Below are 23,987 nucleotides of genomic sequence, written 5' to 3' on the forward strand. Positions count from 1 at the left end.
GAGGGCAAGTCGTAATGAAAAGGCCTATGTCGCTTCCTAACTCCCTGCGCGCGTCCGCGACCCCGGCCGCCATCGCGCTGCTCACCGCGGCCGCGCTCGGCTTCGCGCTGCGCGCGGAAGGGTACGCGCCCTTCGTGCTGGCACTCGTCGCGCTCACCGTCGTCGTCTGTGTCGGGCTCAACATCCTGCTCGGGCTCACCGGGCAGGTGTCGCTCGGTCATGTCGGCTTCTACGCGATCGGTGCCTATGCGGTGGCGATCCTGACGCTGGCCGGCGTCGACTTCTGGCTCGCGCTGCCGGCGGCCGGGGTGATCGCCGCCGTGGTCGGATTGCTTCTCTCGCTGCCGGCGCTCCGGGTCGCAGGTCCGACGCTCGCGATGCTCACCATCGCGTTCGCCTTCATCGTCCAGCACGGCACCATCGAATGGCGGGCGCTGACCGGCGGCGCCAACGGCCTGATGGGCCTGCCGCCGCCGGCGATCGGGACACTCGTCTTCACCGAGCGCGAGATGGCGGCGCTCGCCGTGCTGCTCGCCGGCGTCGCGCTGTGGCTCTATCACCGCATCGCGCGGAGCGCCTGGGGCAAGAGCATGGTCGCGGTGCGCGATGCCGAGATCGCGGCCCGCTCGATCGGGCTCGATCCGGTGATCGTCAAGGCGGCCGCCTTCACGCTGTCGGCCGGCTTCGCCGGGGTCGCGGGCGGCCTGTTCGCACCGCTGATGATGTTCGTCGCGCCGGACTCGTTTCCCTTCTCGCAGTCGATTCTGTTCCTGCTCGCCGTCGTGGTCGGCGGCGCCGGCGCCGTGTTCGGCCCGGTCATCGGCGCCGCGATCTGCGTCGTGCTGCCCGAGCTGTTGTCCGGCTTGGCCGAGTACCGGCTCCTGTTCTTCGGCGCGCTGCTGCTCGGCGTGCTGTGGCTCGCGCCGGAAGGCGTCATCGGCACGGTGTCGCGGTTCTGGCGGCGCGTCGATTCTCGCACCGCGGATGGCGCGGGCACCGATCTCACGGCGCTGCTGACGCCGGCCGAGCCGCAGGCGCTGCGCGTCGAGGGGCTGACGCTCGCCTTCGGCGGCATCAAGGCGGCGACCGACGTCGCCGTGACGGCCGAGCCCGGCCGAGTCACCACCATCATCGGGCCGAACGGGGCGGGCAAGACGACGGTACTGAACATGATCGGCGGCTTCTACCGCCCCGATTCCGGCAGCATCCGGCTCGGCGACCAAGATCTCGCCGGGGCGGCGAGCCACATGGTGGCGCGCTCGGGAATCGCCCGCACCTATCAGACGACGCGGCTGTTCGGCTCGCTCTCGGTCCGCGACAACATTCTGGTGGCGCTCCGTCGCGGCAGGCTCGGCGGGCTTCTGGGCCGCTTCGCCGGGCCGGACGACGAGCGGGCCGCCGAGGCGCTGCTCGGCTTCGTCGGCTATCGCGGCGCGCTGGCGACGCCCGCGGCCGATCTCGCCCATGTCGATCGTCGTCTGGTCGAGATCGCCCGGGCGCTCGCCATGCGGCCGCGCGTGCTGCTGCTCGACGAGCCGGCCGCCGGCCTGATGCGGGCCGACAAGGACACGCTCGCCGTGCTGCTGCGCCGCATCGCCGATCTCGGCATCGCCGTGATCCTGGTCGAGCACGACATGCAGCTCGTGATGGGCATCTCCGACTCGATCGTGGTGCTCGACGCCGGCGTTCCGATCGCCACCGGCACGCCCGCCGAGATCCGGCGCGACCCCAAGGTGATCAAGGCGTATCTCGGCGGCGAGACGACGGCCGGGCGCGGCCGCACCGCGCCCTGGGAGGCGCCCGTCGACGCGATCCTGACCGTGATGCGGCTGACCGCCGGCTACGGCGCGGCGCCGGTGCTGGAGAGCGTCGACCTCGATGTCCGCCCGGGTGAGACCGTGGCGCTGATCGGCGCCAACGGGGCCGGCAAGTCGACCACCATGCGGGCGCTCGCCGGCCTGCTGCGGCCGGTCGACGGCGAAGTCGTCTTCAACGACCTGCGTATCGATCATCTCGACGCGCCCGAGATCGCCGCGGCCCGGCTCGTGCTGGTGCCCGAGGGCCGGCAGGTGTTCCCGGACCTCACGGTGCGCGACAACATTCTGCTCGGCGCCCACACCCGCAGCGATCGGGACATCGACGCCGACGCCGAGCGTCTGCTCGATCTGTTCCCGCGATTGCGAGAAAGGATCGACAATCCGGCCGGTCTCCTCTCCGGCGGCGAGCAGCAGATGCTGGCGATCGTCCGCGGCCTGATGGCGCGCCCGAGAACCCTGATGCTCGACGAGCCCTCGCTCGGTCTCGCGCCGGCCGTGATCGAGGGGCTGTTCGACGTGCTGGCGCGGCTGCGCGACGAGGGCGTCACCCTCCTGCTGGTCGATCAGATGGCGCAGCTCGCCCTCGACGTCGCCGACCGCGCCTATGTGCTCGAGTCCGGCCGCGTGGTGCGGGCCGACACGGCCGCGGCGCTACGCGGCGACCCCGCCATCGAGGCGGCCTATCTCGGGCACGCGGCGGAGTGAGTTGCTTGGTGTTTGATTCACGCCGTCATCCTGAGGCGCCCGGCGAAGCCGGGCCTCGAAGGATGCCGGCCCCCGAAATCGCCGACTCTCGGGCCGTCGTCCTTCGAGGCCCGCGCGATGCGCGGGCACCTCAGGGTGACGGGGAGAGGTTGTTCCGAGCTTCGTGTTGGATCCCCTGAAAACATGCCCCTCGACCTCGTCTTCAAGAACGTCCGCCTGGTCGGCCGCGAGGCCTCGTGCGACATCGGTGTCGCCGACGGCCGCATCGTCGCGATCGAGCCCCGGATCGTGGCCGACGCGCCCGTTCAGGATCTCGCCGGCCGGCTCGCGGTCGCCGGCTTCGTCGAGACCCACATCCATCTCGACAAGTCGTGCATCCTCGACCGCTGTCGGAGCGAGCAGGGGACGCTCGCCGAGGCGATCGCCCAGGTCGCGGCCGCCAAACGCGCCTTCACCGAGGAGGACGTCCATGCGCGGGCGAAACGGACGCTGGAGAAGGCGATCCTCCACGGCACCACCCGCATGCGCACCCATGTCGAGGTCGACCCGCGCATCGGGCTGACGAGCTTCCGGGCGATCGAGCGGCTGAAATACGACTATGCCTTCGCGATCGATCTCGACGTCTGCGTGTTCCCGCAGGAGGGGCTGCTCAACGATCCGGGTGCCGAGGCGCTGCTGGTCCGATGCTGCGAGGCGGGCGCCGACACGATCGGCGGCTGCCCCTACACGGACACCGACCCGCACGGCCAGATCGAGCGCATCTTCGCGATCGCTCGAGACTACGATCTCGATGTCGACTTCCATCTCGACTTCGATCTCGATCCGACCTGGACCCATCTCGACGAAGTGTGCCGCCAGACCGACCGCTTCGGCTGGGGCGGCCGCGTCGCCATCGGCCACGTGACCAAGCTCTCGGCGATGCCGGAGGCCGCGCGGGCGGCGGCCGCCCGAAAGCTCGCCGACGCCGGCGTGGCGCTGACCGTGCTGCCGGCGACCGACCTGTTCCTCATGGGCCGCGGCCACGACCACGATGTTCCGCGCGGCGTCACCCCGGCGCATCGCCTCGCGGCCGAGGGCGTCACCTGCTCGATCGCCACCAACAACGTGCTCAACCCGTTCACGCCGTTCGGCGACTGCTCGATGGTGCGGATCGCCAATCTCTACGCCAACGTCGCCCAGCTCGGCCGCCCGGCCGAGCTGGAGACCTGCCTCGACCTGATCACCGCCGCGCCGGCGCGGCTGATGAACCTTCCCGACTACGGCATCGCGGTCGGCAACCCGGCCGATCTCGTGGTGCTCGACGCGCGCGATCCGGCCGGCGCGATCGCCGAGCTCGCCGTGCCGCTCGCCGGCTGGAAGCGCGGCCGCCGCACCTTCACGCGCGCGCCCGCCGTGCTGCATCGAGAGCTCGTTCCGGCCGGGTGAGCCGGCGCCGCTTGCGCGAGGCCGGCCGCGCCCGATACCTTCGGTCAGCCCCCCGGTCGAGGCGTGGTCGCAATGCTGGTCGTCGGTTTCCTGCTGCTCGTCGCCGTGGTCGTTCTCGCGGCGTCGGCGCTGCTCACCTGGCGGCTCGCCCGCACGATCGAGAAGGAGAACCCGCCGGTCGGCCGCCTGATCGAGGCGGGGACAGCGCGCCTTCATCTCGTCGACCTGACGCCGGAGCATCCTCCGGCTGGGGCCTCCGGTGCGCGGGATCGGCCGGCCGTGCTGCTGCTGCACGGTGCCAATGTCCAGCACACCGACATGCGCGTCGCGCTCGGCGACCGGCTCGCGCGCCGGCTGCGCGTCCTGCTGCCGGACCGGCCGGGGCAGGGCTGGTCTCGGGGGAGGGCGGCCCCGAGGTCTCCGATCCCGGCCATCAGGTGGCGCTGATTCGCATCGCCGTGGAGAAGGTCGGGGCCGGCCCGCTGATCGTCGTCGGCCACTCGCTCGGTGGCCTGATCGCGCTGCGCTACGCGCTCGACGAGCCCGGCGCCGTGAAGGGCCTGGTGCTGATCAACCCGACGACCCACCCGCGTCCGGGCGGGCTACCGTGGTTCCAGCGCGTCGCCGAGGTGGTGTTCGTCGGCCCGCTGATCTGGACCGTGCTGTTGCCGGCGACCCTGCCGATGCTGGACCGCCTGATCACCCGGCTGTTCCGGCCGGAGCCGCCGGTTCGCGACTACGCCGGTCGCACCGCGCTGGCGCTGGCGCTGACGCCGCGGCGCTTCCGCAACAGCATGAAGGAATATTCGGATCTGCGCGACCATCTCGTCGCGGTCGCCCCGCGCTACCCCGACGTGACGGTGCCGACCGTGGTGGTCGTCGCCGAGGCCGACCCGATCGTGCCGGCCGCCGTCCATGGCGACGTGCTGGCCAAGGTGCTGCCGCACGGCCGTCTCGTGCGCATTCCCGGCGCCGGTCACATGGCCCACCACCGCCACGCCGAGATCATCGCGGCCGAGATCGAGCGCCTCGCCGGTCTGCCGCCGGCCTGAGCCGCCGGACGCCGGATCGGAGCCGCACCGTCCCGGCACGGCGTCGTCCGCGCGGTTTCGCGTGACGGCCGAATTCCCCGAAGGTCCGCGGTGCCGGCCTTGCCAAGGGGCCGGGGATCATGCATCTAGAGCCCGTGGCGACCCGGTTACGGGCTGCCGCGTCCTCGTCCGGAGGAGTGTAGCTCAATTGGTCAGAGCACCGGTCTCCAAAACCGGGGGTTGGGGGTTCGAGTCCCTCCACTCCTGCCAGCCGGGGCCGACGACCTCCCTCTCTCCTTCCTGACAGTTCCCTCCTGACAGTTCCCTCCTGACAGCCTTTCCGCGGCCGACACGCGGGCCACCGCGTTCGTCCGAAAGCTGTCTCTCGAACGCGTTCTATCGAAAGCTTCCTCACGACGGCCACGCTCGACCGCAGCGGTCGCCGGTGACGGGTGGTGCGGGGCCTTGCGGCGTCGCCCGGCGCCACGGCTTTCCGGTCCACGACGGCCGGCCGGCGCCAGGGGAATCGTGGAAAGTTTCTCGGTCTTTCGACTTACGGCGCGCCGGCACAGCCGCGTGGACGGATCGTCCGCTTGGGCTATGCTGTTGCAAACAATGTGGTATTTTTTTCCTTCCGAATGGCATGCGCAATTTGTCGGGGTTGTGCTAAACGCGGTCTAGTCAACTCAGGGTATTGCGGGCGGCCGCCTTTGCGGGAGACCGTGCCGGTTCAACCTTGAAGTCGGGGCGAGGCGATGGCCGCGGAAGCCGCAATGCTTCGGGGAGGTGACGCGGATCGCGACGCGCAGGCGCCGAACCGCGAGGCGCCGACCGGCCGCATCGCGCGTCGGCTTTTCATCCATATCGGCGGTTTCGATCCGGCGCCTCCGGAGCAGGTGTATCGCCTCTTCGCCCGCGAGACGGGGCGCTTTCGCCGGGTATGGTCGGCGCTCACCACGATGACCGAGCCGGAGCATCGGCCGGACGGCGCCGACTGGACGATCGAGACCACCGGCCGCAACTGGCGGGTATCGACCCGGATCCGGCTCGTGCGCTGGGACGATCTGATGGAGGCCTACGCGGCCGCCCCGTGGTGGCGACGCATCGGGCGTGGGGTGCTGGCCTGTCTCGACTTCGTGGTCGGCGGCGCCCTCCACCGCTATGTCCGGACCGCCTGGCGCTACGCGCTGTTCTTCCTCTACCCGCCGCTCACGGTCCTCGCCTTCGCCGTCGCGGCCGGCCTCGGCGGCGCGGCGCTGAGCCGCGCGACCGGTTCGGCGCTCGCCGGCGCGCTCCTCGGCGCGGCCGCCTTCACGGCGCTTCTCTCCGGGCCTGGCCGGTGGTTCAAGCTTCCGCTGGCGTTCGATGACTGGACCTTCGCCAGCGCCTATGTCCGGGTTCCGCCGAAAATCCTGGCGGACCGGCTCGACCGGCTCGCGGCCGACATCGTCGCCGCCGCGCGCGACGGCGAGGTCGACGAGATCGTCCTGCTCGGCCACAGCCTCGGCGCGGTGCTCGCCGTCGACGCGATCGACCGGGCGCTGGCGCTGGAGCCGGACCTCGGGCGCACCGGACCTCCGGTGGCGCTGGTCACGGTCGGCTCGTCGGTCCTCAAGATCGCGCTGCACGGGCGGGCCGCCCGCTTCCGCGCGGCGCTCGCCCGGGTCGCGGTCGCGGACGGACCCTTCTGGGTCGAGTATCAGGCGTTGAGCGACGTGATGAACTTCTACAAGACCGACCCGGTCGGCGATGCGGGGCTGGTGCCGAGCGGCCGGCCGCTGGTGCGCGTCGTTCGGATCAGCCGGATGCTGGACCCCGATTACTATCGACGCATCTGGGGCCGGTTCTTTCGCCTGCATTGCCAGTTCGTTCGGGGCAACGATCGGCGCACCGCCTACGACTATTTCATGCTGGCCTGCGGACCGCTCGCCGTGCGAGAGACGGCCTGTCTGCCGGATGGCCCGGCTTCGGCGTTCGCGACCGACGGATCGTTGATCGAGCGGGCGCCGGCGAACGTCGCGGCCGAGAGGGCCGGCTCGGAGATCGTGTTGGCGCAATGACCCCGCTCATCGCGAAGCTCGCCTACGGCGCGCTCGTCGTCGGCTGGTTCGTCATTCGCTATCCGTATGCGCGGCGGGCCCGGCGGACGCCGGTGGCGTCCAGCCGCCGCGGCGTCCGGGAAAACCTCCTTCTCGGCATCTCGTTGACCGGCCTCGGACTGCTTCCGATCTTGTATGTCGTCACCGGGATGCCGCGCGTCGCCGACTACCCGTTCCAGCCCGTCCTTGCGGCGCTGGGCGGACTGGTCGCCGTCGCCGCCTTGGTGATGTTCCGGCTCTCCCACAAGGCGCTCGGCCGCAACTGGTCGATCAGCCTCGACGTCCGCGACCGCCACACGCTGGTGACCGACGGAGTCTATCGCTGGGTCCGCCATCCCATGTACACGGCCTTCTGGCTGTGGGCGCTCGCGCAGGCCCTCCTGCTGCCCAACGCGATCGCCGGTCCGGCCGGGCTGGTCGGCTTCGGCGTGCTGTTCTTCGGGCGCGTCGGCAGCGAGGAGCGGATGATGCTGGACGCGTTCGGCGACCAGTACCGCGCCTATATGGGGCGCACCCGGCGCATCATTCCGCTGGTCTACTGAGCCTCGCGGCGGCCCGTCTTCGCTCCGCGCCCCCCTCCACGCTCCCCTCCGCGACCGCCGTCTCGCACCTCGACCGCGAGTCTCGAATCGCCCCGGGATCCGGCCGCTCCTCGCCGGCGCCGTGGCGTCGCCGAGCGTCGAGCCGCCCCTCCGTCCGGTGTGCCGCCGACGGTCCACCGGGATCGTGCCGGGCCGCGTGCGAGGGCCTCGGCGAACTTGATTTCCTACACCGATATCATGGATTTCGGGGTGGTTCTTGGAAGCCTCGCATCGCGCAACTAGCACGCGCGTGTTATGGGTTAGCCGTGCGCGGAGGGCGTGTCTTTGATGCAACAACACCGCGGGAATGCGCTCGACCGACGGCGTTTTCGAGCTATCGATGGTTGCGCCGCCCGGTGTCTTGCACGACCCTTCGGCAGCTCACGTTCGACGTGGGTACTTGGGGAAAGATCACGGGGGCTCACATGTTGAAACTCGCAGTCATCGCGTCCGCCAGTCTCGCTTTGGTCGGTTCGGCCTTCGCCGCCGACATGCCGGTGCGGCAGCCGCCGCCGCCGGTCGCGGCCGTCGGCAAGGCGCCGGTCGGCAAGGCTCCGATCGGCAAGGCGCCGATCGGCAAGGCTCCGATCGGCAAGGGCCCGGTCGTCGCGAAGTACTGAGACAGGGCTCGGGCCGGCCGATCGCTCGGCCTGCCCGCTCTCGGCCGGTCCACGACCGTCCACTGCAAGACCCGGGACCGCTGGTCGTCGCGTTCGACCTGCGGTCCCGCAGCAACGTGCCGCGAGCCAGGAGGCCTCGATGTTCGACCTTTTCAATCGCAAACGTCTCGTCGCGATCGTCGCCGGCCTGTCCGCGATCGCCCTGTCGAGCGGCGTCGCGATCGATGCGGCGCAGGCGCAGGGCACCACCCTGACGCGGGTCTCCGCCGTCGGCCAGGTGGACGGCGACGTCGCCGCGCCGCGCCCGCCCAAGCCGGCCGCGAAGTCCGGCGGCCGCTACTATGTCGATTTCCGCGCCCGCACCGCGGCGAGCTACGGCCACGCCTTCATCTGGTACGGCAAGTCGGGGCAGCGCGCCGTCGAGGTGGCCGGTCTTCATCCGGCGACCGACAGCGTCATCCCTTACATTCTCGGGCACATCCTCCCGGTGCCGGCCGAGACGGGCAAGAGCTACGGCGATCTCGACGAGCAGTACCTGACCGCGAGCTACCGGGTGTACCTGACGGACGCCGAGGCCCAGAAGGTGTTCGCCTATATCAAGCGCAAGCAGGCCACCACGCTGGTGTGGAACGCCGCGACCATCAACTGTGTCGCGTTCATCTCCGACATCGCGCAATACATGGGCCTCGAGGTGCCGAGCTCGAACCTGCTGTACCCGGAAGACTGGGTGAACCGCCTGCGTGCGCTCAACCGCGGCCGCAAGGTGACGGTCAGCGCGGAGCCGGTCGGGTTCCAGAGCGACGCCCGCTGACGGGCGGAGCCGTTGCGGCGGACATCCCCGGGTGATCGACCGGATCGAAACACGCGCGGCTCGCCCCCCGGCGAGCCGTCGCCGTTCACGGCCGGTCGAGGCGACCGGGCAGGGGCGATCGACGACGTGCGATCGTTCTTCGAGCCCTTGAATTTCCCGAAGAAAATCGAGCGCCGGCCGGACCGGGTCGGCCGGGTTCTGTTGACGGCCCCGCTCGAACGTGTAAAACGGGCCGACCTAGACGTTCGAGGTTTCGGACGGGTCTGCCGGGACCGCCCCGATTTCGATTGCGATCCGAGCCTCCTGGCGTCTGGAATCCCTCGACTCCTGCCTGGTCTGAGCGTCGCCGATCGCACAGCCGGGCCGGGGGGCGGCTCTCGCGGCGGGGTGTTCGTGAGGAGAGGGAGCCGACGGCGATCCGGCCGTCGCCCGCGCGGCTTTTCACGCATTTTGGGACGATCGGAAGAGGCGATGGCGAAGGTTAGCCCGTTCAAGTTCTTGCAGGAGGTCCGCTCGGAGACCGAGAAGGTCACCTGGCCGACCCGGCGGGAGACCGCGATCACCACCGTCATGGTGTTCGTGATGTCGGCGAGCGCGGCCGTCTTCTTCCTCCTGGCCGACCAGGTCATCCGGTTCGGCGTGACGCTCGTGCTCGGGATCGGACGCTGACGCGGCGGATGATGGACATGAGCAAGCGCTGGTACATCGTTCACGCCTACTCGAATTTCGAGAACAAGGTCGCCGAATCGATCCGCGAGCAGGCGCGCCAGCGCCACCTCGAGCATCTGTTCGACGAGATTCTGGTGCCCAAGGAGAAGGTCCAGGAGGTGCGCCGCGGCCGCAAGGTCGATTCGGAGCGCAAGTTCTTCCCCGGCTACGTGCTGGTGAAGATGGACCTTACCGACGAGGCCTATCACCTCATCAAGAACACCCCGAAGGTCACCGGATTCCTCGGCAGCGACAACAAGCCGATGCCGATCTCCGAGGCCGAGGCCGGCCGCATCCTGCACCAGGTGCAGGAGGGCATCGAGCGGCCGAAGCCGACCGTCTCGTTCGAGATCGGCGAGCAGGTGCGCGTGTCGGACGGGCCGTTCGCCTCGTTCAACGGCGTGGTCGAGGAGGTCGACGACGCCCGCTCGCGCATCAAGGTCGCGGTGTCGATCTTCGGTCGCGCCACGCCGGTCGAGCTGGAGTTCGGGCAGGTCGAGAAGGTCTGACCGCAACGCCCTGTTAACTATAGTGATTCGTCCAACGGCCGGGCCTTGCCCGGCCGTTTTGCATGCGAGGCGCTGCCGCGGCGGTTCTGCGAATGCAACTCCGCAGTCTCGGCTAAGCTGTTAAAATCCTTCGAGAACAAGCTTGCCGCGGGTGCGGCCGCTCTCGATCAGCGCGTGGGCCCGCCGCAGCGTCGCCGCGTCGATGCGCCCGAGCGTCTCGGTCGCCGTGGTCTCGATGCGACCCGCGTCGACCAGATCGGCGACCTCGTCGAGCAGGCGATGTTGCTCGATCATGTCCGGCGTCTCGAACACCGGTCGGGTGAACATCAGCTCCCAGTGCAGCGAGGCGCATTTGCGCTTCAGCTTTCGCACGTCGATCGGCCCCGGATCGTCGATCAGGCCGAACCTGCCCTGCGGCGCGATGACCTCGGCAATCGCGTCGAAGTGCTGGTCGGTGCTTGTGGTGGAGAAGATATAGGGCACGGTGGCATGCCCGATGGCGGCGAGCTGCGGCGCCATCGGCTGGGTGTGGTCGATCACGTGATGGGCGCCGAGCGACCGCGCCCACTCGGCCGTCTCGGGGCGTGACGCGGTGCCGATCACGGTGACGTCGGTGAGCGCCCGCGCGAGCTGGATGGCGATCGAGCCGACCCCGCCCGCGCTGCCGATCAACAACAGGCCCGGGCCGCCGTCGCGGCCGTCCCGGCCGCGCGGAATGCCCAGACGGTCGAACATCATCTCCCAAGCCGTGATGGCCGTCAGCGGCAGCGCCGCAGCGGCCGCGAAGCCCAGCCTTGTCGGTTTGCGGCCGACGATGCGCTCGTCGACCAGGTGGAACTCGGCATTGGTGCCCGGACGGGCGATCGAGCCGGCGTAGAAGACTTCGTCGCCGGGGCTGAACAATGTGACGTCCGGCCCGACCTCGGCCACCACGCCGGCGGCGTCGTAGCCGAGAACAACCGGCTTCCCAGTGGTTTCGGTCCGCTTCCTCACTTTGGTGTCGACCGGATTCACCGACACGGCCTTCACCTCGACCAGGAGATCCCGGCCGGTCGGCACCGGCCGGTCGAGGATGAGGTCGATCAGCGATTCGGGGTCGTCGATGGGCAGCGAGCGGGTGAAGCCGACGGCACGCATGAGGTCTCTCCAGGAGGCGGGGTCGCAGGGAGCGGCTCTCGACACGAGCCCACTCCGCACCCGCAAACCTTGTCGCTACGTCCGGAGAGCGCAAGAATGCACTTTTCCGCCTCTAAGGGACCATGAGAATACTATGCCGAAGCCGTTCCGGACGTATGACTGCGGTCCCGGCTGCCCCGTGGAGGCGACGCTCGACCTCATCGACGGCAAGTGGAAGGGCGTCGTGCTCTATCACCTGCTGGACGGCTGCCTGCGCTTCAACGCGCTGCGCCGCAAGCTGCCCGGTGTCACCCAGCGGGTGCTGACCCGCCAGCTCCGCGAGCTGGAGGAGAGCGGCCTGATCGTCCGGACCGTCTATGCCGAGGTGCCGCCCCGGGTGGAGTACCGGTTGTCCGCGCGGGGCGAGAGCCTGCGCCCCGTCATCCTCGCCCTCAAGGCGTGGGGCGACGCCTATCTGGCCGAGCGCGCAGCGGTTTCCGAGGCTTCGGCGGCGGCGGCCCGAGCGCCTTCGGGACCGTCGACCGACACCGGCCCCCTTGTCTCCGAGCCCGCCCCGCGATAGAGAACCGCCACCCCGCCGCCGGCCCCCCGCCGGCGGTGGCGTCGATACGTGGGAGGAGGGACGGTTCGCCGACCGCCCTTGATCCGCACCACGAACCCTGCGAGCCGGCGGCGCCGGCGCGAAGGACTTTGCCATGGCGAAGAAAATCACAGGATACCTGAAGCTTCAGGTGCCGGCGGGAGCGGCCAATCCGTCTCCGCCGATCGGCCCCGCGCTCGGTCAGCGCGGCCTCAACATCATGGAGTTCTGCAAGGCGTTCAACGCCCAGACCCAGCAGATGGAGAAGGGATCGCCGATCCCGGTCGTCATCACCATCTATGCCGACCGTTCCTTCACGTTCGAGATGCGCACCCCGCCGGTGTCGTACTTCCTCAAGAAGGCGGCCGGCATCCAGTCGGGGGCCAAGGCGACCGGCCGCGACATCGTGGGCTCGATCACCCAGGCCCAGGTGCGCGAGATCGCCGAGAAGAAGATGAAGGACTTCAACACCGACAACATCGAGTCGGCGATGCGCATGATCGAGGGCTCCGCCCGGTCCATGGGCCTGAGCGTGAAGGGCTGATCCGATGGCTGAACATGGAAAGCGCGTGGTCGCCTCCCGCGAGGGCATCGACCGCAACAAGCTCTACCCGCTCGCCGAGGCGGTGACGCTGGTCAAGGCGCGGGCCACCGCCAAGTTCGACGAGACGATCGAGATCGCCATGAATCTCGGCGTCGATCCGCGTCACGCCGACCAGATGGTGCGCGGCGTCGTCACCCTGCCGAACGGCACCGGCCGCACGCTCCGGGTCGCCGTGTTCGCGCGCGGTGCCAAGGCCGACGAAGCCCGCGCGGCGGGCGCCGACGTGGTCGGCGCCGAGGATCTGGTGGAGCGCGTCCAGGGCGGCAACATCGACTTCGATCGCTGCATCGCCACCCCGGACCTGATGCCGCTGGTCGGCCGTCTCGGCAAGGTGCTCGGCCCGCGCGGCATGATGCCGAACCCGAAGGTCGGCACCGTGACCATGGACGTCACCGGCGCCGTCAAGGGGGCCAAGGGCGGCTCGGTCGAGTTCCGCGTCGAGAAGGCCGGCATCGTGCACGCCGGCGTCGGCAAGGCCTCGTTCGAGGCCGAGAAGCTGATCGAGAACATCAAGGCGTTCGCCGATGCGGTGTCGAAGGCCAAGCCGGCCGGTGCCAAGGGCCAGTACATCAACCGGATCGCCATCTCCTCGACGATGGGTCCGGGCGTGAAGGTCGAGCCGGGCACCGTTCTGGCCGCGGCCGCGGGCGCGCAACACTGAACTCGGCGGCGCGCGCGCCTGCGTCGCGCGCCTGCACGACACGACGAACGGCCGGGCCAGTCCCGGCCGTTTCGATTCGCGCGACATGGTCCGCCGCAGCCGGATTTCGTGGCCGCTGTGGATCGGCCCGATTTGTGTCCACGCGCCGCCATAGTGTGGGCGGGAATGCGCGCATGATACGGTCGACAGCATTGGCCAGCCGGTGCGAAGCGTTTAAGATTCCGTCAATGTTCGGATTATGTCGACGGATTCGCGCGCCGGCGTCCCGCATCGGCCGATCTGCAGACCCGGAGGTGCCCGGCGTGACCCCGTGCCGAGTGACCTGGTGCCGCGTATCGACTCTGTTTCTGGTCGCGATCCTCGCGCCGCTCGCCGGCGCGGCGCGGGCGCAGCAGACGACCATCACGACAGGCTTCGTGGTCCGTATGCCGATGCCGCTCGCGGCCGTGCCGCGGACCGACCCCGACCGGCCGACCCTCGTCGGCCACGGCCTCTCCTTCACGCGCCGCGGCACCCCGATGGCGCAGCCCGGCCGCGCCGGCCTTCTCATGGAATGCCGCCAGGGCACGCTCGAGCTGCTCGCCCTCGATCTCGACTGGCCGCCCGGCTCCGAGCCGGTCGGCGACGTCGATGTGACGGTTTTGCTCGATCAGGTCGCGAGCCCGGAGCGCTGGCGCATTCTCGGCAACGCCTATGCGCCGCCCGATCCGGCGGCGTTGCTGGAGCGCTTCCGCACCGCCCGCAGCTTCGCCCTGCAGGTGCGCACGAGCGGCGGCGAGCGCGAGCTGAGCTTCGATCTGCGCGGCGTCTCGGCCGCCGCCGGCCAGCTCCGGGCGAACTGCGCGAACTGACTCCTTCGTGAGCCGGGATTCGGCACCGATCGACGGTCGCCGTCACCAGGCGCCTGCGGCCGCGCCGTGCCCGATCAGGCCACGAAGGCGCTGCGGAGCGCACGGCTGAGCGCGAAGGCGTAGTTGTGGAGATTGGTCTCGGCGAGGGCCGGGAGATCGGCGATCATCTCCTTGCAGGCCTCGAGCTTGATGTCGGTCGGGTCGGGGCGCCGTTCGGCGAAGGCCGCCGACAACTCGGTCAGGATCAGGGGCGGGCATTTCAGGCCACCGAGCACGATCCGGCTGACCCCGCGTTCCGGGTCCGAGATCACGGCGGCGATCGCGTCGGCCGATTCGCTGACCGTCCGGGTGACCTTGTAGTACCCCCAGCGGGCCCGCTTGGACGATCGCGGCAGGCTGATCGCGGTGACGATCTCGGCCGGTCCGAGCGCGTTCATGAACGGCTCGGGATAGAACCGGGTGATCGGGATGCGGCGCTCGCCCGCCTGCGACAGCGTCACCATGGTGGCGTCGAGGGCGATCAGGGCGGTCGGCCAGTCGGCGCAAGGGTCGGCCCAGCAGGCGCTGCCGCCCAGCGTGCCGCGGTTGCGGATGTCGCGGTGGGCGATGCCGTGCGCCACGTAGGGCAGCAGACCGGCGATCGGATCGGGCACCAGCCCATCCTCCACCATCGCGTGGGTCACCATGGCCCCGATCGCGACCGTGTCGCCGTGCGCCTCGATCATGCGCAGCTCGGTCGCCTGGCCGAGATCGACGAGGACGTGCGGAGTGGTCGACCGCAGGCTCATCTGCGGGATCAGCGACTGGCCGCCCGCCATGACGACGCCGCGCTCGCCGCACTGGGCCAGCACGTTGACGGCCTCCTCGGCGCAGAGCACGCGAACGTAATCGAAATGGACGGCATCCATGCAGACGTCCAGCGAGGGCTCCTTCATGGGCGGCGTCCCAGCCGGGTGCGCACCCGATCCTCACATTGCAACGGCTCGTCTCCCCCGGCTCGACCCCGCAGGGCCGACGTCACCAGCGGCCTGCGCGGCCCGGAGCCGCGATTGTGGACCTCGAGGGCGCGTCTCGCTGTGCGAGCCGGGGCCGTGAAACGCGGCGCGTTCGGCGACAGGAAGGTCGAGCGATCGAACACGATCCTGAGCCGGGCGCGTCACGAGAAACCCCGGGGCGACGGCCCCGATCGACCCAGCTTTCACACCAGCCCCGTACTTGTCAATTTGGCAGAACACGGCCTCCGTCCGACGTTCTGGACAGCGCTCCGAATGCCCCGCGCAGGCGGGCGCCGGGTGCTGGCACGCGCCGACGGTGCGAATGCGCAGAGGCGCGGACGGGCCTCGACGCGGACGGATCGGGCCGGCCGGCCCGCCGCCGACAGGGCGGCGTCGTGGACGCCGGAAACCGACGAGACGGCTGTGATGGCCGTGCGTGCCACGTGGCGGTGCGCGTGAGGTGGTCTCGTCGAAGCGACGTCCGAGACCGCAGCCGCCCGAACGTCCGATCACCCGTCGAGCACGGCCTGCAGCTCGCGCAGATCCTGCTCGTCGACCACCGGGGCGAGATCACCGATGCGGATGTCCAGATGGGTGGCGATCTCGCGGGCGAGGTCGTGATGGCCGCGGCGGGCCGTGTCGGCGAGCACGATGCCCATCCCGAGAAGGGTGGCGGAGTGAACCGTGCCGGACAGGTCGGTGACTGTACGCATCGTCAGTCCCCCTCGATTGCTCATCATAGCATCGTATCGTTGATGCTTCGCTTACGGGCGATCGCGTAAGGGACACACCGCGGCCGTGTGGTGGGTCGCGTGGATCTGCGGCCCGCATGGCGGTGTCGTGGGCGCCGTCAGGGCGCCGACGGGGGACCGGAGGCGTCGCCGTTCGGCTTGCCGACGCCGTAGCGTGCCCGGATCGACCTCTCGATCGGGCCGCCGGCGAGCAGCACGAAGAACAGCAGGGGCAGGGCGATCGCGATCACGGTCCAGGCCGCGACCGCGCAGGCGGCGCCGAGGCTCGCCGTCACCCAGATGCAGGCGGCCGTCGTGAGGCCGCGCACCCGCGCGTCGCCGGAGCCGCGCACGATCACGCCGGCGCCGAGAAAGCCGATGCCGGTCAGGATGCCCTGGACCACGCGGCTGACGTCGGTGAGGCGGTCCTGCTCCTGGATCGAGGGATCGACGGCCGCCATCACGGCGAGCGCGGCGCCGAGCCCGACGAGGCCGAGCGTGCGCATGCCGGTCGGCTTGCCGTGCAGGTCGCGGTTGAGCCCGAGGGTCATGCCGACCACGGTGGCGGCGGTCAGGCGCAGGGCGATGTCGGTCCAGTCCATGGTCGTGCTCGATCCGGCCGAGAGGTGCGGCGGTCAGTCTGCCCCTCTCCCCGCGTGCGGGAGGCGGGGGTGCCGACGCTGTGGCACGGCGGCAGCCCGTTCGCTCACCCCGCCGTGTGCCCGCGAACATCGAGCTGACGGAGCGCGCGGTCGATCCACAGCTTGGTGAGCTTCTCCTGGGTGCCGTTCTGGGAGAGGCGGCTCCTCAGATTGGCGAAGTCGACCCGGTCGAGCTCCTGGTCCTGGTTGGCGCAGGAGAACACCACGGTCTCGGTGCCGGTCGCCGGATCCTTGTGGACCTGTAGGCACTGGGCGCAGATCTCCTTCATCATGCATTGCATCGGCGAGTTGATCGAGCCGATCGCCTTGTGGCCGGGCTTGAGGTGGGCGGCCAGCATGCCGTGGCGAGCGCGCGCGACCGCGGCCATCATGCCGTCGGAGCCGATGGCGATCACCCGGTCGACGTCGCCGAGATCGATCGGCTGGTCGCCGAGGGCACCGCTGGCGTAGGCCTCCAGCGCCGCCACCATGTTGCCGACGAAGGTCTTGTCCTGCGGCCGGTCGGCCGCGAAGCCCGGCGCCTCGTCGCAGCACCACACGATCGCGTCGGCGGCGCGCTCGATCTCGGCGACCTTGTAGCGGTCGCGGATCTGCTTGTAGCCGGCGAAGTAGAGCACCTTGCCGCCGCGGGCGCGCGCCGCCTCGCCGATCGAGAACAGCACGGCGTTGCCGAGGCCGCCGCCGATCAGCAGCACGGTCTCGCCGGGCTCGATCTCGGTCGGCGCGCCGGTCGGCCCCATCAGGATCACGGGCTCGCCGGGCCGCAGCGTGGCGCACAGATCGGACGAGCCACCCATCTCCAGCACGATGGTCGCGAGCAGGCCCTGCTCGCGGTCGGTCCAGGCACCGGTGAGGGCGAGACCCTCCATGGCGAGCGCGGTGCCGTCGACCCGAGTCGCGTAGGTCTCGTAGTTCTGCAGCCGGTAGAACTGGCCGGGCTCGAAGGCGCGCGCCGCCGCCGGCGCCTTCACCACCACCTCGACGATCGTCGGAGTGAGCCGGTTGACGGCGTGGATGGTGGCCCGCAGCTCGCGGTCGAGTTTTTGGTACAACGCGGTGCGGTCCGGCGGCGTGGTGTCGAGCGTCGCCAGCAGCCGGGCGACGACCGGGAAGCCCTGCTTGGCGCTCGCCATCGCCTTCACGACATTGCCGGCGAACGAGGGATGCAGATCGCCGAAGAAGCTCACGGCGCGCCCGTCCGCCCTTATGTCGGTCAGCACATGGGCGACGGAGGGTTTGGCGATCCGCTCCGGCGAGACCGTCGCACCCGCCTCGTCGCGGGCGCGAAAATACTTGCCGTCGAGCGCCATGGCGGCGTCTTCGCGGGCCAGCGTCGTGTTGGGCTGGGTGCCGGCCGCGACCACGATGGTGCGGGCCGGCAGCGTCACCTCGGGGTCGCCCGCCACGTCGCCCTGGCGGGCGAGCTTCAGCGCACGGGCATGGCCGTAATCGTCGAGCACCACCTCGGTCGGCGAGAGGCGCTCGGCGAACCGGATGCCTTCCTCCATCGCCTTGGCGATCTCCTCGTGATTGAGCGTGTAGCTCGGCGCCTCGACCATGCGGCGGCGATAGGCGACCGTGACGCCGCCCCAGCCCTTGACCAGCTCGGCGAGCCGCGCCGGCCGGTTTTCACGCGCTGCCGCCTCGTGTTCGGCCCTGATCTTCCGCGCGTGATCGATGAACTCGTCGGCGATCAGGGTCTCGGCCTCGCTCCAGGCGGCGCGCACCTGCGCCTCGCTGCGTTCGGCGGCGAGCGCCTCGTAGCGGGCCAGGAACTTCTCGACCTGGAGCGGATAGTAGGCGAGCGCCTCGGTCGCCGTGTCGATCGCGGTCAGACCGCCGCCGATCACGACGACGGGCAGGCGGATCTGCAGGTTGGCGATCGAGTCCGGCTTCGCCGCGCCGGTGAGCTGCAGCGCCATCAGGAAGTCGGAGGCCTGCCGCACGCCGGTGGCGAGCCCGTTCTTCATGTCGACGACGGTCGGCTTGCCGGCGCCCGTGCACAGCGCGACGTGATCGAAGCCGAGCCCGAACGCCTCGTCGATCGTCAGCGTGCCGCCGAACCTGATGCCGCCGAACATCTTGAACTGCGCCCGCCGCTCCAGCAGCAGGCGGATCAGCTTGAGGTAGTTCTTGTTCCAGCGCACCGTGATGCCGTACTCGGCGACGCCGCCGAAGCCGGCCATCACGCGGGTGCCGAGATTCTCCTCCAGCTCGGCGAGGTCGCGGATCGGCCGGAACGCCACGCGTGCGCCCGACATCTCGGTGCCGGAGATCGCCGGATCGAGGGGCTCGATCTTGAGGCCGTCGACCGCGACGACGCCGTGGCCGTCGTTCATGAGGTGATGCGCCAGCGTGAAACCGGCCGGGCCGAGGCCGACGACCAGCACGCTGCGGCCGGTGTCGGGCTTGGGCAGCGGGCGGCGCAGGTTCAGCGGGTTCCAGCGGGTGAGCAGCGAGTAGATCTCGAAGCCCCACGGCAGCGCCAGCACGTCCTTCAGGGCGCGCGTCTCGACCTGCGGGATGTCGACCGGATCCTGCTTCTGGTAGATGCACGACTTCATGCAGTCGTTGCAGATGCGGTGGCCGGTCGCCGCGCACATCGGATTGTCGACCGTCACGATCGCCAAGGCCCCGACCGTGTGGCCGCCAGCCTTGACGAGATTCATCTCGGAGATCTTCTCCTCGAGCGGGCAGCCGGCGAGCGGCACCCCGAACTCGTTGCGGCGGAAGCCGCCGGCCTTCTCCTTCAGGCCGCGCGAGCAGGAATCCTTGCCCTGGGCGTGGCACCAGATGCAGTAGTTGGCCTGATCGAGCGCGCCGGTCAGGTCGGTGCCGCAGTCGGTGAGGGCGAAGCCCTCGCGAAAGCGGCGGTGGTCGTCGGAGAGCTTGAACATCGTCACGCCCTCGACCACCTCGGTCTCGACCGGGACGAGCCGCATCGGATCGATCTTGCCGGGCGCCTTGAACAGCACACCGCCGTGGTGGCGGTGCCGGCCGTCCGCCGTGTGGGTCGCCCAGGCGGCGTAGCGGGCGAAGAGATCGAGCACCTCGGCGTGCTCGGCCTCCGTCTCGAAGATCGGCGCGACGAAGCGCGCGAAGGCGAGCTCGTCGAGCGGCCCGCCCAGCACCTTCTCGACCTCGGCCGCGAGCGCGTCGCCGTCGAAGGCCGCAGCCGCGGCCGGGCCGTATTTCTTGGCGGCGCGGCGCTGCACGAACAGGCGCTTCACGGTGTAGAGCGGGGCGAGCGCGTGGTGGCGGGCCTGGAGGTCGCGCACCTCGGCGCCGATGCCGAACAGGTCGGCGAGGAAATCTTCGACATGCGGGGCGAGCGCGATCAGCAGCTCGGATTCGTCCTTGAGCGCCAGAGCGTCCGGCGTCGCCCGGGCGACCATCAGGCGATCGTGCAGGGCCTGGTCGGCAGCCGCGAGCCAGGCCACGAAGGCGGCGTCGAGCCGCACCAGGCCGTCGCGGTTGTAGAGGTCGGCGAAGGCGAGGCCGTGGGCGAGGCGAAGTGGCGCCGCGTCGGCGCACGCGGCGGCGGACGTCGGAGGCACGGGACGCACGACGGAGTCGATCGGCGAGGTCATGTCGGGAATGCTGTCCTGGTCTACGCGGGTGCGCCCGTCGGCGCGGTCGTTTGGGGCCGAGGACGCCTATAGCACGAATCGAGATGGGCCGAATCGACCCCGCCCGTGCCGTTCGGGCGAGTTCCAGGTGAACCAACCTACCCGGACGTATTGGTTTTTGGGTTCCACCACGGTCTTTTACTACCCCCGTGATAGGACTAATGGCGCAGGCGGGGAATTAGGTGTCTTTATCGTAGGCCGAGCGGACGAGGACGCGTCTGCAGGGGGCCCGGGTGCACATGCGCCACTTAGGTCGGCGAAACTGGTCGGCGAAGTTGGTCGTTGAAACGTGGCCGACGAAACGTGATCGGCGAAAACGAGACTGTTTCCGGGCGTCGTACCGAAAAGACCGCGCGCGGCCGAGGCCGGCGACCGGCCATGCGTCGCATGCGCCGGGCCGGGCCTCGTGGCGGCGGTCGACCAGCCGGGTCGTGCCATGACCGATTCCGAATTGTCTTTCGACGTTCCGGCGCTCGTGTCGCTGTCGCGTCAGATCGAAATGCATCTCGAGCGCCTCATCGTGCAGGGTGCGCTCAAGAGCGGGCAACGTCTGTCGGAGCCCGACATCGCCAAGCGGTTCCGCACCAGCCGCTCGCCGGTGCGCGAGGCGCTGCGGCGGCTCGAGCAGGTCGGGCTCGTGGTGATCGAGCCGCGCCGCGGGGCCTCCGTGAAGGCCCCGAACGAGCGCGACATCTCCGACATGCTGGCGATCCGCGAGGCGCTGGAAGGGATGGCGGCGCGGCTCGCCGCCGCGCGGGCCGAGCCCGATGACATCGCCCGGCTCGAGGCTTGCGTCGGCGATCCGTCCGGCGCCGACGACCAGTCGAATCCCGCGCTGGTCGATTTCCACGAGGCGTTGGCGCAGGCGGCGCACAATCCGGCCCTGCAGTCGATGCTGCGCGGCTCGCTCAACCTGTTCCGGATGGTGCGGGCGATTCCGGCCGACCATCATGCCCGCAAGGCGCGCGCCGCCGAGGAGCATGCGGCGGTCGTCGCCGCGATCGTGGCCCGCGATCCCGATGCCGCCGAGGCGGCGGCGCGGCGCCACATTCTGACGATGCGGACGCAGCTGCTCGGCGCCGACGGCTCGCTGTCGGGCGGCTCGCTCGTCGGCGACGAGCCGACGGCAGCGGGTGTGGTGTTCGATGCGGCTGCGGACGCGGACGCGATCCTGACGCGCACCGCCAACGGTGCGCGCCGGCCGGTCCGCGGCGGCGCGCCGGGGAACGGCCGCGACGATCCGGCCGAGTGAGACGTCAGCCGTCTCGCCGGGCCGCCAGCGTGCGGTTCAGGCGCTCGCGCACGGCGTCGGCCTCCTCGCGCGTCCAGGTGCGGAAGCCCTCGCCGGTCTTCATCCCGAGCTTGCCCTCGGCCACCTTGCGGCGGAGGAAGTCGGTCGGCTCGGCCGAGCGGTCGAGGTGTGGCACCAGTGTCTCCTGGATGTCGAGCGTGAGGTCGAGGCCGACGAGATCGCACTGCTCGAGCGGCCCGAGCACGGCGAGTCGCGCCCCGAAGCCGGTCTTCACGACGGTGTCGATCGTCGCGGCGTCGGCGACGCCGGCGGCGAGCAGTGCGATGGCCTCGCGCTTCAAAGCGTGCTGGAGCCGGTTGCCGATGAAGCCCGGAATGTCGCGCCGCACATGCACGGGCGCCTTCCCGGCGGCGCGCAGCAGATCCATGGTCGCCGTGATCGTCGCGTCGGTGGTCCATTCGGTCTGGATCACCTCGACCAGCGGGACGAGATGCGGCGGATTCCAGAAGTGCGTGCCGACGACGCGGCCGCGACGGGTCAGGTGACGGCCGATCTCGGTGCTCGGGATCGCCGAGGAGTTGCTGGCCAGGATGGTCTCGGGCGCGACGACGTCCTCGAGCTCGGCGAACAAGGCGCGCTTGAGCGCGAGCTTCTCGGGGGCCGCCTCGAACACCACGTCGCTGCCGGCGGCCGCCGGGGCGAGACGCTCGTGAATCGCGATCTCTTGGACGACGGCGCGGTCACGCCCGAGCAGATCACACAGCCCGGCGAGCCGGTCCGGCAGGGCCGCCCGCACGGCTTCGGTGGGTTCGAAGATGCGCACCGGATGGCCGGTTGCGGCGAACAGGAAGGCGATGCCGTGGCCCATCAGGCCCCCGCCCACGACCGCGATGGTCTTGCACGTCACCTCGGTCTCCCGTGTCGAAACGCTTCGCCCGACCGGTGCGCGCCCGGCGAAGGGCGGAACGCGGCGGCGACGACGAGCGGCAAGGCCGCGAATGGCATGGGGTCAGCGGCCGCGGCGGGGCGGCTTGCAGAACGACTTGTGGAGCGCCGCGATGATCTCGCGGACCTCGGGACGGGCGAGCGAGTAGTAGACGTTCTTGCCGTCGCGACGGGTCTCGACGAGGTCGTCGGCGCGCAGCCGCGCGAGCTGCTGCGACACGGCCGGCTGGCGCAGCTTCACGGTCTGCTCGATCTCGCTGACCGACTTCTCGCCCTCGGTCAGCATGCAGAGGATGACCAGGCGCGCCTCGTGGGACAGGGCTTTCAGGAATTCGCTCGCCTCGCGGGCATTGGCCCGCATGGTGCCGAGATCGACCGCGCTGCCGGCGGAGGACGTCCGCGTGCGGCGGGCGACGGGGGTCTGAAGGTTCATGCGTGGTCCTGTCTCGGTGGCCCTGGTGTCTTCTCGATGATCGTCGTTCGACGTGGTGACGGTCCAGCTGGTAGAGGTCGCGGTGGTGTCGTTCTCAGTGGTGCGAGCCCGGGCCGAGACGCCGGCTGCCGCCGCTTTCGCGACCCAGCCACTGTTTCAGATATCACGATATCGAAGGTCTGTCAGCGCGCAGGCCGCGCGGCTCGGCGATGCGTGATCCGGTATCCGACGCTGCTGCGTCCGCGCATGCGAGGAGCTGTTTTGATAGGCGTACAAGCCGCGCGGCCCGACCATCGTCCCGGGGAGTCGTTCGTTCCGCCGGCCGGGTGGCGTTCGGGCGGCGTTCGGGCGGCGCGACCTCGTCCTGAGGGACGATCTCGTGCGAGCGTCGGCCCGGCTCCGTCCACGGCGCGTAGATGCCCTGTCGGCCGCTCGTGTCGCGGGGCTCGATCTCCTTTTTTAGGATCGTTCTGATCTGGGCGGAGGATGGTCTCGGTCACGACGACCACGCCGACGAGGTGGCGCCCCGTCCTGAAACCGTGAGCCCGGAGGCTCGCGACCGGCGCCCGCGAGCGCGCGCCGGGGCCGGTCGCCGCGGCGAACCCTTGCGCGTCGGCTAATCCGCGGACTTCACCCGCACCTTGGTGGCGATCGGACCGGTGTCGCCCACCCCCTCGACGTAGTAGAGCTCGTCGCCGCGTCCGAGCGCGTCGAAGTCGCCGGCCAGGACGCTGTTGCGGTGGAAGTAGAGGAGGCTGCCCTCGGACGTGACGAGGTAGCCGAAGTCCTGCTCCGGCTGTACCTCGGCGACCTGCCCGAGCTTCTGGTTCTGGATGTCGCTGTAGATCGCCTTGGTCTTGCCCTGCCGCTGCTCCTTGAGGCCGACGAGCTGGCGTTCGGCGATGCGGAACGCCTCGTTGATCGCCTTCTGCAGATCGGGTCGCTGATACTTGCGCTGCAGATGCTCGGGCTCGTGGCTGACGACCAGATCGGCGCGGCCCGGGATGCCGATCTCGATCCGCACCACCGGCGGAATCGAGGTGCCGTTCGACTTGGCGCGCTGATCGACCCGGACCCGACACGACGTGATCCGCTCGAACAGACGCTCGAGATCCGCGACCCGGTTGCGGATCATGGTCTCCGCCCAGTCCGAGGAGTCGATGTTGTGGAAAGCGATGTCGACGGGAACTTGCATTGGTCA

The 23,987-nt window shown here is 70.1% G+C and carries 23 protein-coding genes and 1 tRNA gene; 16 read left to right on the forward strand and 8 right to left on the reverse strand.

Annotation, left to right across the window (positions count from 1 at the left end; genetic code table 11):
• Nucleotides 1-14 precede the first annotated feature (14 nt).
• The 11 genes from ACFSOX_RS18100 (at nucleotide 15) to nusG (ending at nucleotide 10,306) form a co-directional block, all read left to right on the forward strand.
• Nucleotides 15-2,522, forward strand: a complete 2,508-nt coding sequence (locus ACFSOX_RS18100) for a branched-chain amino acid ABC transporter ATP-binding protein/permease (RefSeq protein WP_378479216.1) — start codon at nucleotides 15-17, stop codon at nucleotides 2,520-2,522.
• A gap of 183 nt (nucleotides 2,523-2,705) precedes the next feature.
• Complete coding sequence (locus ACFSOX_RS18105; protein ID WP_378479217.1) at nucleotides 2,706-3,947, forward strand: amidohydrolase family protein; 1,242 nt, start codon at nucleotides 2,706-2,708, stop codon at nucleotides 3,945-3,947.
• Between the two features lie 72 nt (nucleotides 3,948-4,019).
• Nucleotides 4,020-4,394 (forward strand): hypothetical protein, encoded by a 375-nt coding sequence (locus tag ACFSOX_RS18110; RefSeq protein WP_378479218.1) that lies wholly within the window; start codon nucleotides 4,020-4,022, stop codon nucleotides 4,392-4,394.
• Complete coding sequence (locus ACFSOX_RS18115; RefSeq protein WP_378479219.1) at nucleotides 4,385-4,999, forward strand: alpha/beta fold hydrolase; 615 nt, start codon at nucleotides 4,385-4,387, stop codon at nucleotides 4,997-4,999. Before ACFSOX_RS18110 ends, ACFSOX_RS18115 begins: the two co-directional genes overlap by 10 nt.
• Before the next feature lie 172 nt (nucleotides 5,000-5,171).
• Nucleotides 5,172-5,248, forward strand: a tRNA-Trp gene (locus ACFSOX_RS18120).
• 503 nt (nucleotides 5,249-5,751) lie between these two features.
• Nucleotides 5,752-7,038, forward strand: a complete 1,287-nt coding sequence (locus ACFSOX_RS18125) for a hypothetical protein (protein WP_378479220.1) — start codon at nucleotides 5,752-5,754, stop codon at nucleotides 7,036-7,038.
• Nucleotides 7,035-7,619, forward strand: coding sequence for a protein-S-isoprenylcysteine O-methyltransferase (locus ACFSOX_RS18130; protein ID WP_378479221.1), 585 nt, complete (start codon nucleotides 7,035-7,037; stop codon nucleotides 7,617-7,619). The genes ACFSOX_RS18125 and ACFSOX_RS18130 overlap by 4 nt, the downstream gene beginning before the upstream one ends.
• A 464-nt stretch (nucleotides 7,620-8,083) precedes the next feature.
• Entirely contained in the window at nucleotides 8,084-8,278 is a 195-nt protein-coding gene (locus ACFSOX_RS18135) for a hypothetical protein (RefSeq protein ID WP_378479222.1), read from the forward strand.
• Nucleotides 8,279-8,417: 139 nt separating this feature from the next.
• On the forward strand, nucleotides 8,418-9,089 hold the full coding sequence (locus ACFSOX_RS18140; protein WP_378479223.1) for a hypothetical protein: 672 nt from the start codon (nucleotides 8,418-8,420) through the stop codon (nucleotides 9,087-9,089).
• 471 nt (nucleotides 9,090-9,560) lie between these two features.
• Nucleotides 9,561-9,758: a preprotein translocase subunit SecE gene (gene secE, locus ACFSOX_RS18145; RefSeq protein ID WP_378479224.1), complete on the forward strand. Its 198-nt coding sequence runs from the start codon at nucleotides 9,561-9,563 to the stop codon at nucleotides 9,756-9,758.
• Between the two features lie 17 nt (nucleotides 9,759-9,775).
• Nucleotides 9,776-10,306 (forward strand): transcription termination/antitermination protein NusG, encoded by a 531-nt coding sequence (gene nusG, locus ACFSOX_RS18150; RefSeq protein ID WP_111355535.1) that lies wholly within the window; start codon nucleotides 9,776-9,778, stop codon nucleotides 10,304-10,306.
• 120 nt (nucleotides 10,307-10,426) lie between these two features.
• On the opposite strand, the gene ACFSOX_RS18155 is transcribed toward nusG, so the two are convergent.
• Nucleotides 10,427-11,443 carry a zinc-binding alcohol dehydrogenase family protein gene (locus ACFSOX_RS18155; protein WP_378479225.1) on the reverse strand — a complete coding sequence of 339 codons (1,017 nt, stop codon included), beginning with the start codon at nucleotides 11,441-11,443 and terminating at the stop codon, nucleotides 10,427-10,429.
• A 133-nt stretch (nucleotides 11,444-11,576) separates the two neighbouring features.
• On the opposite strand from ACFSOX_RS18155, the gene ACFSOX_RS18160 reads away from it, so the two are divergent.
• The 4 genes from ACFSOX_RS18160 (at nucleotide 11,577) to ACFSOX_RS18175 (ending at nucleotide 14,139) form a co-directional block, all read left to right on the forward strand.
• Nucleotides 11,577-12,005, forward strand: a complete 429-nt coding sequence (locus tag ACFSOX_RS18160) for a winged helix-turn-helix transcriptional regulator (protein ID WP_378479226.1) — start codon at nucleotides 11,577-11,579, stop codon at nucleotides 12,003-12,005.
• Nucleotides 12,006-12,138: 133 nt separating this feature from the next.
• On the forward strand, nucleotides 12,139-12,567 hold the full coding sequence (rplK, locus tag ACFSOX_RS18165) for a 50S ribosomal protein L11 (RefSeq protein ID WP_378479227.1): 429 nt from the start codon (nucleotides 12,139-12,141) through the stop codon (nucleotides 12,565-12,567).
• A gap of 4 nt (nucleotides 12,568-12,571) precedes the next feature.
• Nucleotides 12,572-13,288 carry a 50S ribosomal protein L1 gene (rplA, locus tag ACFSOX_RS18170; RefSeq protein ID WP_378479228.1) on the forward strand — a complete coding sequence of 239 codons (717 nt, stop codon included), beginning with the start codon at nucleotides 12,572-12,574 and terminating at the stop codon, nucleotides 13,286-13,288.
• A gap of 302 nt (nucleotides 13,289-13,590) precedes the next feature.
• Entirely contained in the window at nucleotides 13,591-14,139 is a 549-nt protein-coding gene (locus ACFSOX_RS18175; protein ID WP_378479229.1) for a hypothetical protein, read from the forward strand.
• A gap of 74 nt (nucleotides 14,140-14,213) precedes the next feature.
• Here ACFSOX_RS18175 and ACFSOX_RS18180 read toward each other — a convergent pair whose 3' ends face one another.
• From ACFSOX_RS18180 to ACFSOX_RS18195, 4 genes are all read right to left on the reverse strand, one after another.
• The gene (locus tag ACFSOX_RS18180; protein ID WP_378479230.1) at nucleotides 14,214-15,074 is read right to left on the reverse strand and encodes an FAD binding domain-containing protein; all 861 of its coding nucleotides are present in this window, start codon (nucleotides 15,072-15,074) and stop codon (nucleotides 14,214-14,216) included.
• A gap of 569 nt (nucleotides 15,075-15,643) precedes the next feature.
• A complete protein-coding gene (locus ACFSOX_RS18185) occupies nucleotides 15,644-15,847 on the reverse strand; it encodes a hypothetical protein (RefSeq protein ID WP_378479231.1) in 204 nt (67 codons plus the stop codon).
• A 137-nt stretch (nucleotides 15,848-15,984) separates the two neighbouring features.
• On the reverse strand, nucleotides 15,985-16,467 hold the full coding sequence (locus ACFSOX_RS18190; protein WP_378479232.1) for an MgtC/SapB family protein: 483 nt from the start codon (nucleotides 16,465-16,467) through the stop codon (nucleotides 15,985-15,987).
• Nucleotides 16,468-16,571: 104 nt separating this feature from the next.
• The gene (locus ACFSOX_RS18195) at nucleotides 16,572-20,117 is read right to left on the reverse strand and encodes an FAD-dependent oxidoreductase (RefSeq protein ID WP_378479233.1); all 3,546 of its coding nucleotides are present in this window, start codon (nucleotides 20,115-20,117) and stop codon (nucleotides 16,572-16,574) included.
• Between the two features lie 475 nt (nucleotides 20,118-20,592).
• Between ACFSOX_RS18195 and ACFSOX_RS18200 the strand changes: the two genes are divergently transcribed.
• Nucleotides 20,593-21,408, forward strand: a complete 816-nt coding sequence (locus tag ACFSOX_RS18200; RefSeq protein WP_378479234.1) for a GntR family transcriptional regulator — start codon at nucleotides 20,593-20,595, stop codon at nucleotides 21,406-21,408.
• 4 nt (nucleotides 21,409-21,412) lie between these two features.
• Here the strand turns inward: ACFSOX_RS18200 and ACFSOX_RS18205 are convergent, their stop codons facing one another.
• From ACFSOX_RS18205 to ACFSOX_RS18215, 3 genes are all read right to left on the reverse strand, one after another.
• Nucleotides 21,413-22,315, reverse strand: a complete 903-nt coding sequence (locus ACFSOX_RS18205) for a 3-hydroxyacyl-CoA dehydrogenase family protein (protein WP_378479235.1) — start codon at nucleotides 22,313-22,315, stop codon at nucleotides 21,413-21,415.
• A 102-nt stretch (nucleotides 22,316-22,417) separates the two neighbouring features.
• Nucleotides 22,418-22,786, reverse strand: a complete 369-nt coding sequence (locus ACFSOX_RS18210) for an ArsR/SmtB family transcription factor (RefSeq protein ID WP_378479236.1) — start codon at nucleotides 22,784-22,786, stop codon at nucleotides 22,418-22,420.
• Between the two features lie 616 nt (nucleotides 22,787-23,402).
• Nucleotides 23,403-23,981, reverse strand: a complete 579-nt coding sequence (locus tag ACFSOX_RS18215) for an HPF/RaiA family ribosome-associated protein (RefSeq protein ID WP_378479237.1) — start codon at nucleotides 23,979-23,981, stop codon at nucleotides 23,403-23,405.
• Between the last annotated feature and the right edge of the window lie 6 nt (nucleotides 23,982-23,987).

The organism is Rhodoplanes azumiensis (genome assembly GCF_042682915.1).
Taxonomy (GTDB): domain Bacteria; phylum Pseudomonadota; class Alphaproteobacteria; order Rhizobiales; family Xanthobacteraceae; genus Rhodoplanes; species Rhodoplanes azumiensis.

Bases quoted from the DNA above. Each gene is read 5' to 3' on its own strand.
- ACFSOX_RS18100 (WP_378479216.1), top strand. From the start codon at position 15: ATGAAAAGGCCTATGTCGCTTCCTAACTCCCTGCGCGCGTCCGCGACC.
- ACFSOX_RS18105 (WP_378479217.1), top strand. From the start codon at position 2,706: ATGCCCCTCGACCTCGTCTTCAAGAACGTCCGCCTGGTCGGCCGCGAG.
- ACFSOX_RS18110 (WP_378479218.1), top strand. From the start codon at position 4,020: ATGCTGGTCGTCGGTTTCCTGCTGCTCGTCGCCGTGGTCGTTCTCGCG.
- ACFSOX_RS18125 (WP_378479220.1), top strand. From the start codon at position 5,752: ATGCTTCGGGGAGGTGACGCGGATCGCGACGCGCAGGCGCCGAACCGC.
- ACFSOX_RS18130 (WP_378479221.1), top strand. From the start codon at position 7,035: ATGACCCCGCTCATCGCGAAGCTCGCCTACGGCGCGCTCGTCGTCGGC.
- ACFSOX_RS18135 (WP_378479222.1), top strand. From the start codon at position 8,084: ATGTTGAAACTCGCAGTCATCGCGTCCGCCAGTCTCGCTTTGGTCGGT.
- ACFSOX_RS18140 (WP_378479223.1), top strand. From the start codon at position 8,418: ATGTTCGACCTTTTCAATCGCAAACGTCTCGTCGCGATCGTCGCCGGC.
- secE (WP_378479224.1), top strand. From the start codon at position 9,561: ATGGCGAAGGTTAGCCCGTTCAAGTTCTTGCAGGAGGTCCGCTCGGAG.
- nusG (WP_111355535.1), top strand. From the start codon at position 9,776: ATGAGCAAGCGCTGGTACATCGTTCACGCCTACTCGAATTTCGAGAAC.
- ACFSOX_RS18155 (WP_378479225.1), bottom strand. From the start codon at position 11,443: ATGCGTGCCGTCGGCTTCACCCGCTCGCTGCCCATCGACGACCCCGAA.
- ACFSOX_RS18160 (WP_378479226.1), top strand. From the start codon at position 11,577: ATGCCGAAGCCGTTCCGGACGTATGACTGCGGTCCCGGCTGCCCCGTG.
- rplK (WP_378479227.1), top strand. From the start codon at position 12,139: ATGGCGAAGAAAATCACAGGATACCTGAAGCTTCAGGTGCCGGCGGGA.
- rplA (WP_378479228.1), top strand. From the start codon at position 12,572: ATGGCTGAACATGGAAAGCGCGTGGTCGCCTCCCGCGAGGGCATCGAC.
- ACFSOX_RS18180 (WP_378479230.1), bottom strand. From the start codon at position 15,074: ATGAAGGAGCCCTCGCTGGACGTCTGCATGGATGCCGTCCATTTCGAT.
- ACFSOX_RS18185 (WP_378479231.1), bottom strand. From the start codon at position 15,847: ATGCGTACAGTCACCGACCTGTCCGGCACGGTTCACTCCGCCACCCTT.
- ACFSOX_RS18190 (WP_378479232.1), bottom strand. From the start codon at position 16,467: ATGGACTGGACCGACATCGCCCTGCGCCTGACCGCCGCCACCGTGGTC.
- ACFSOX_RS18195 (WP_378479233.1), bottom strand. From the start codon at position 20,117: ATGACCTCGCCGATCGACTCCGTCGTGCGTCCCGTGCCTCCGACGTCC.
- ACFSOX_RS18200 (WP_378479234.1), top strand. From the start codon at position 20,593: ATGACCGATTCCGAATTGTCTTTCGACGTTCCGGCGCTCGTGTCGCTG.
- ACFSOX_RS18210 (WP_378479236.1), bottom strand. From the start codon at position 22,786: ATGAACCTTCAGACCCCCGTCGCCCGCCGCACGCGGACGTCCTCCGCC.
- ACFSOX_RS18215 (WP_378479237.1), bottom strand. From the start codon at position 23,981: ATGCAAGTTCCCGTCGACATCGCTTTCCACAACATCGACTCCTCGGAC.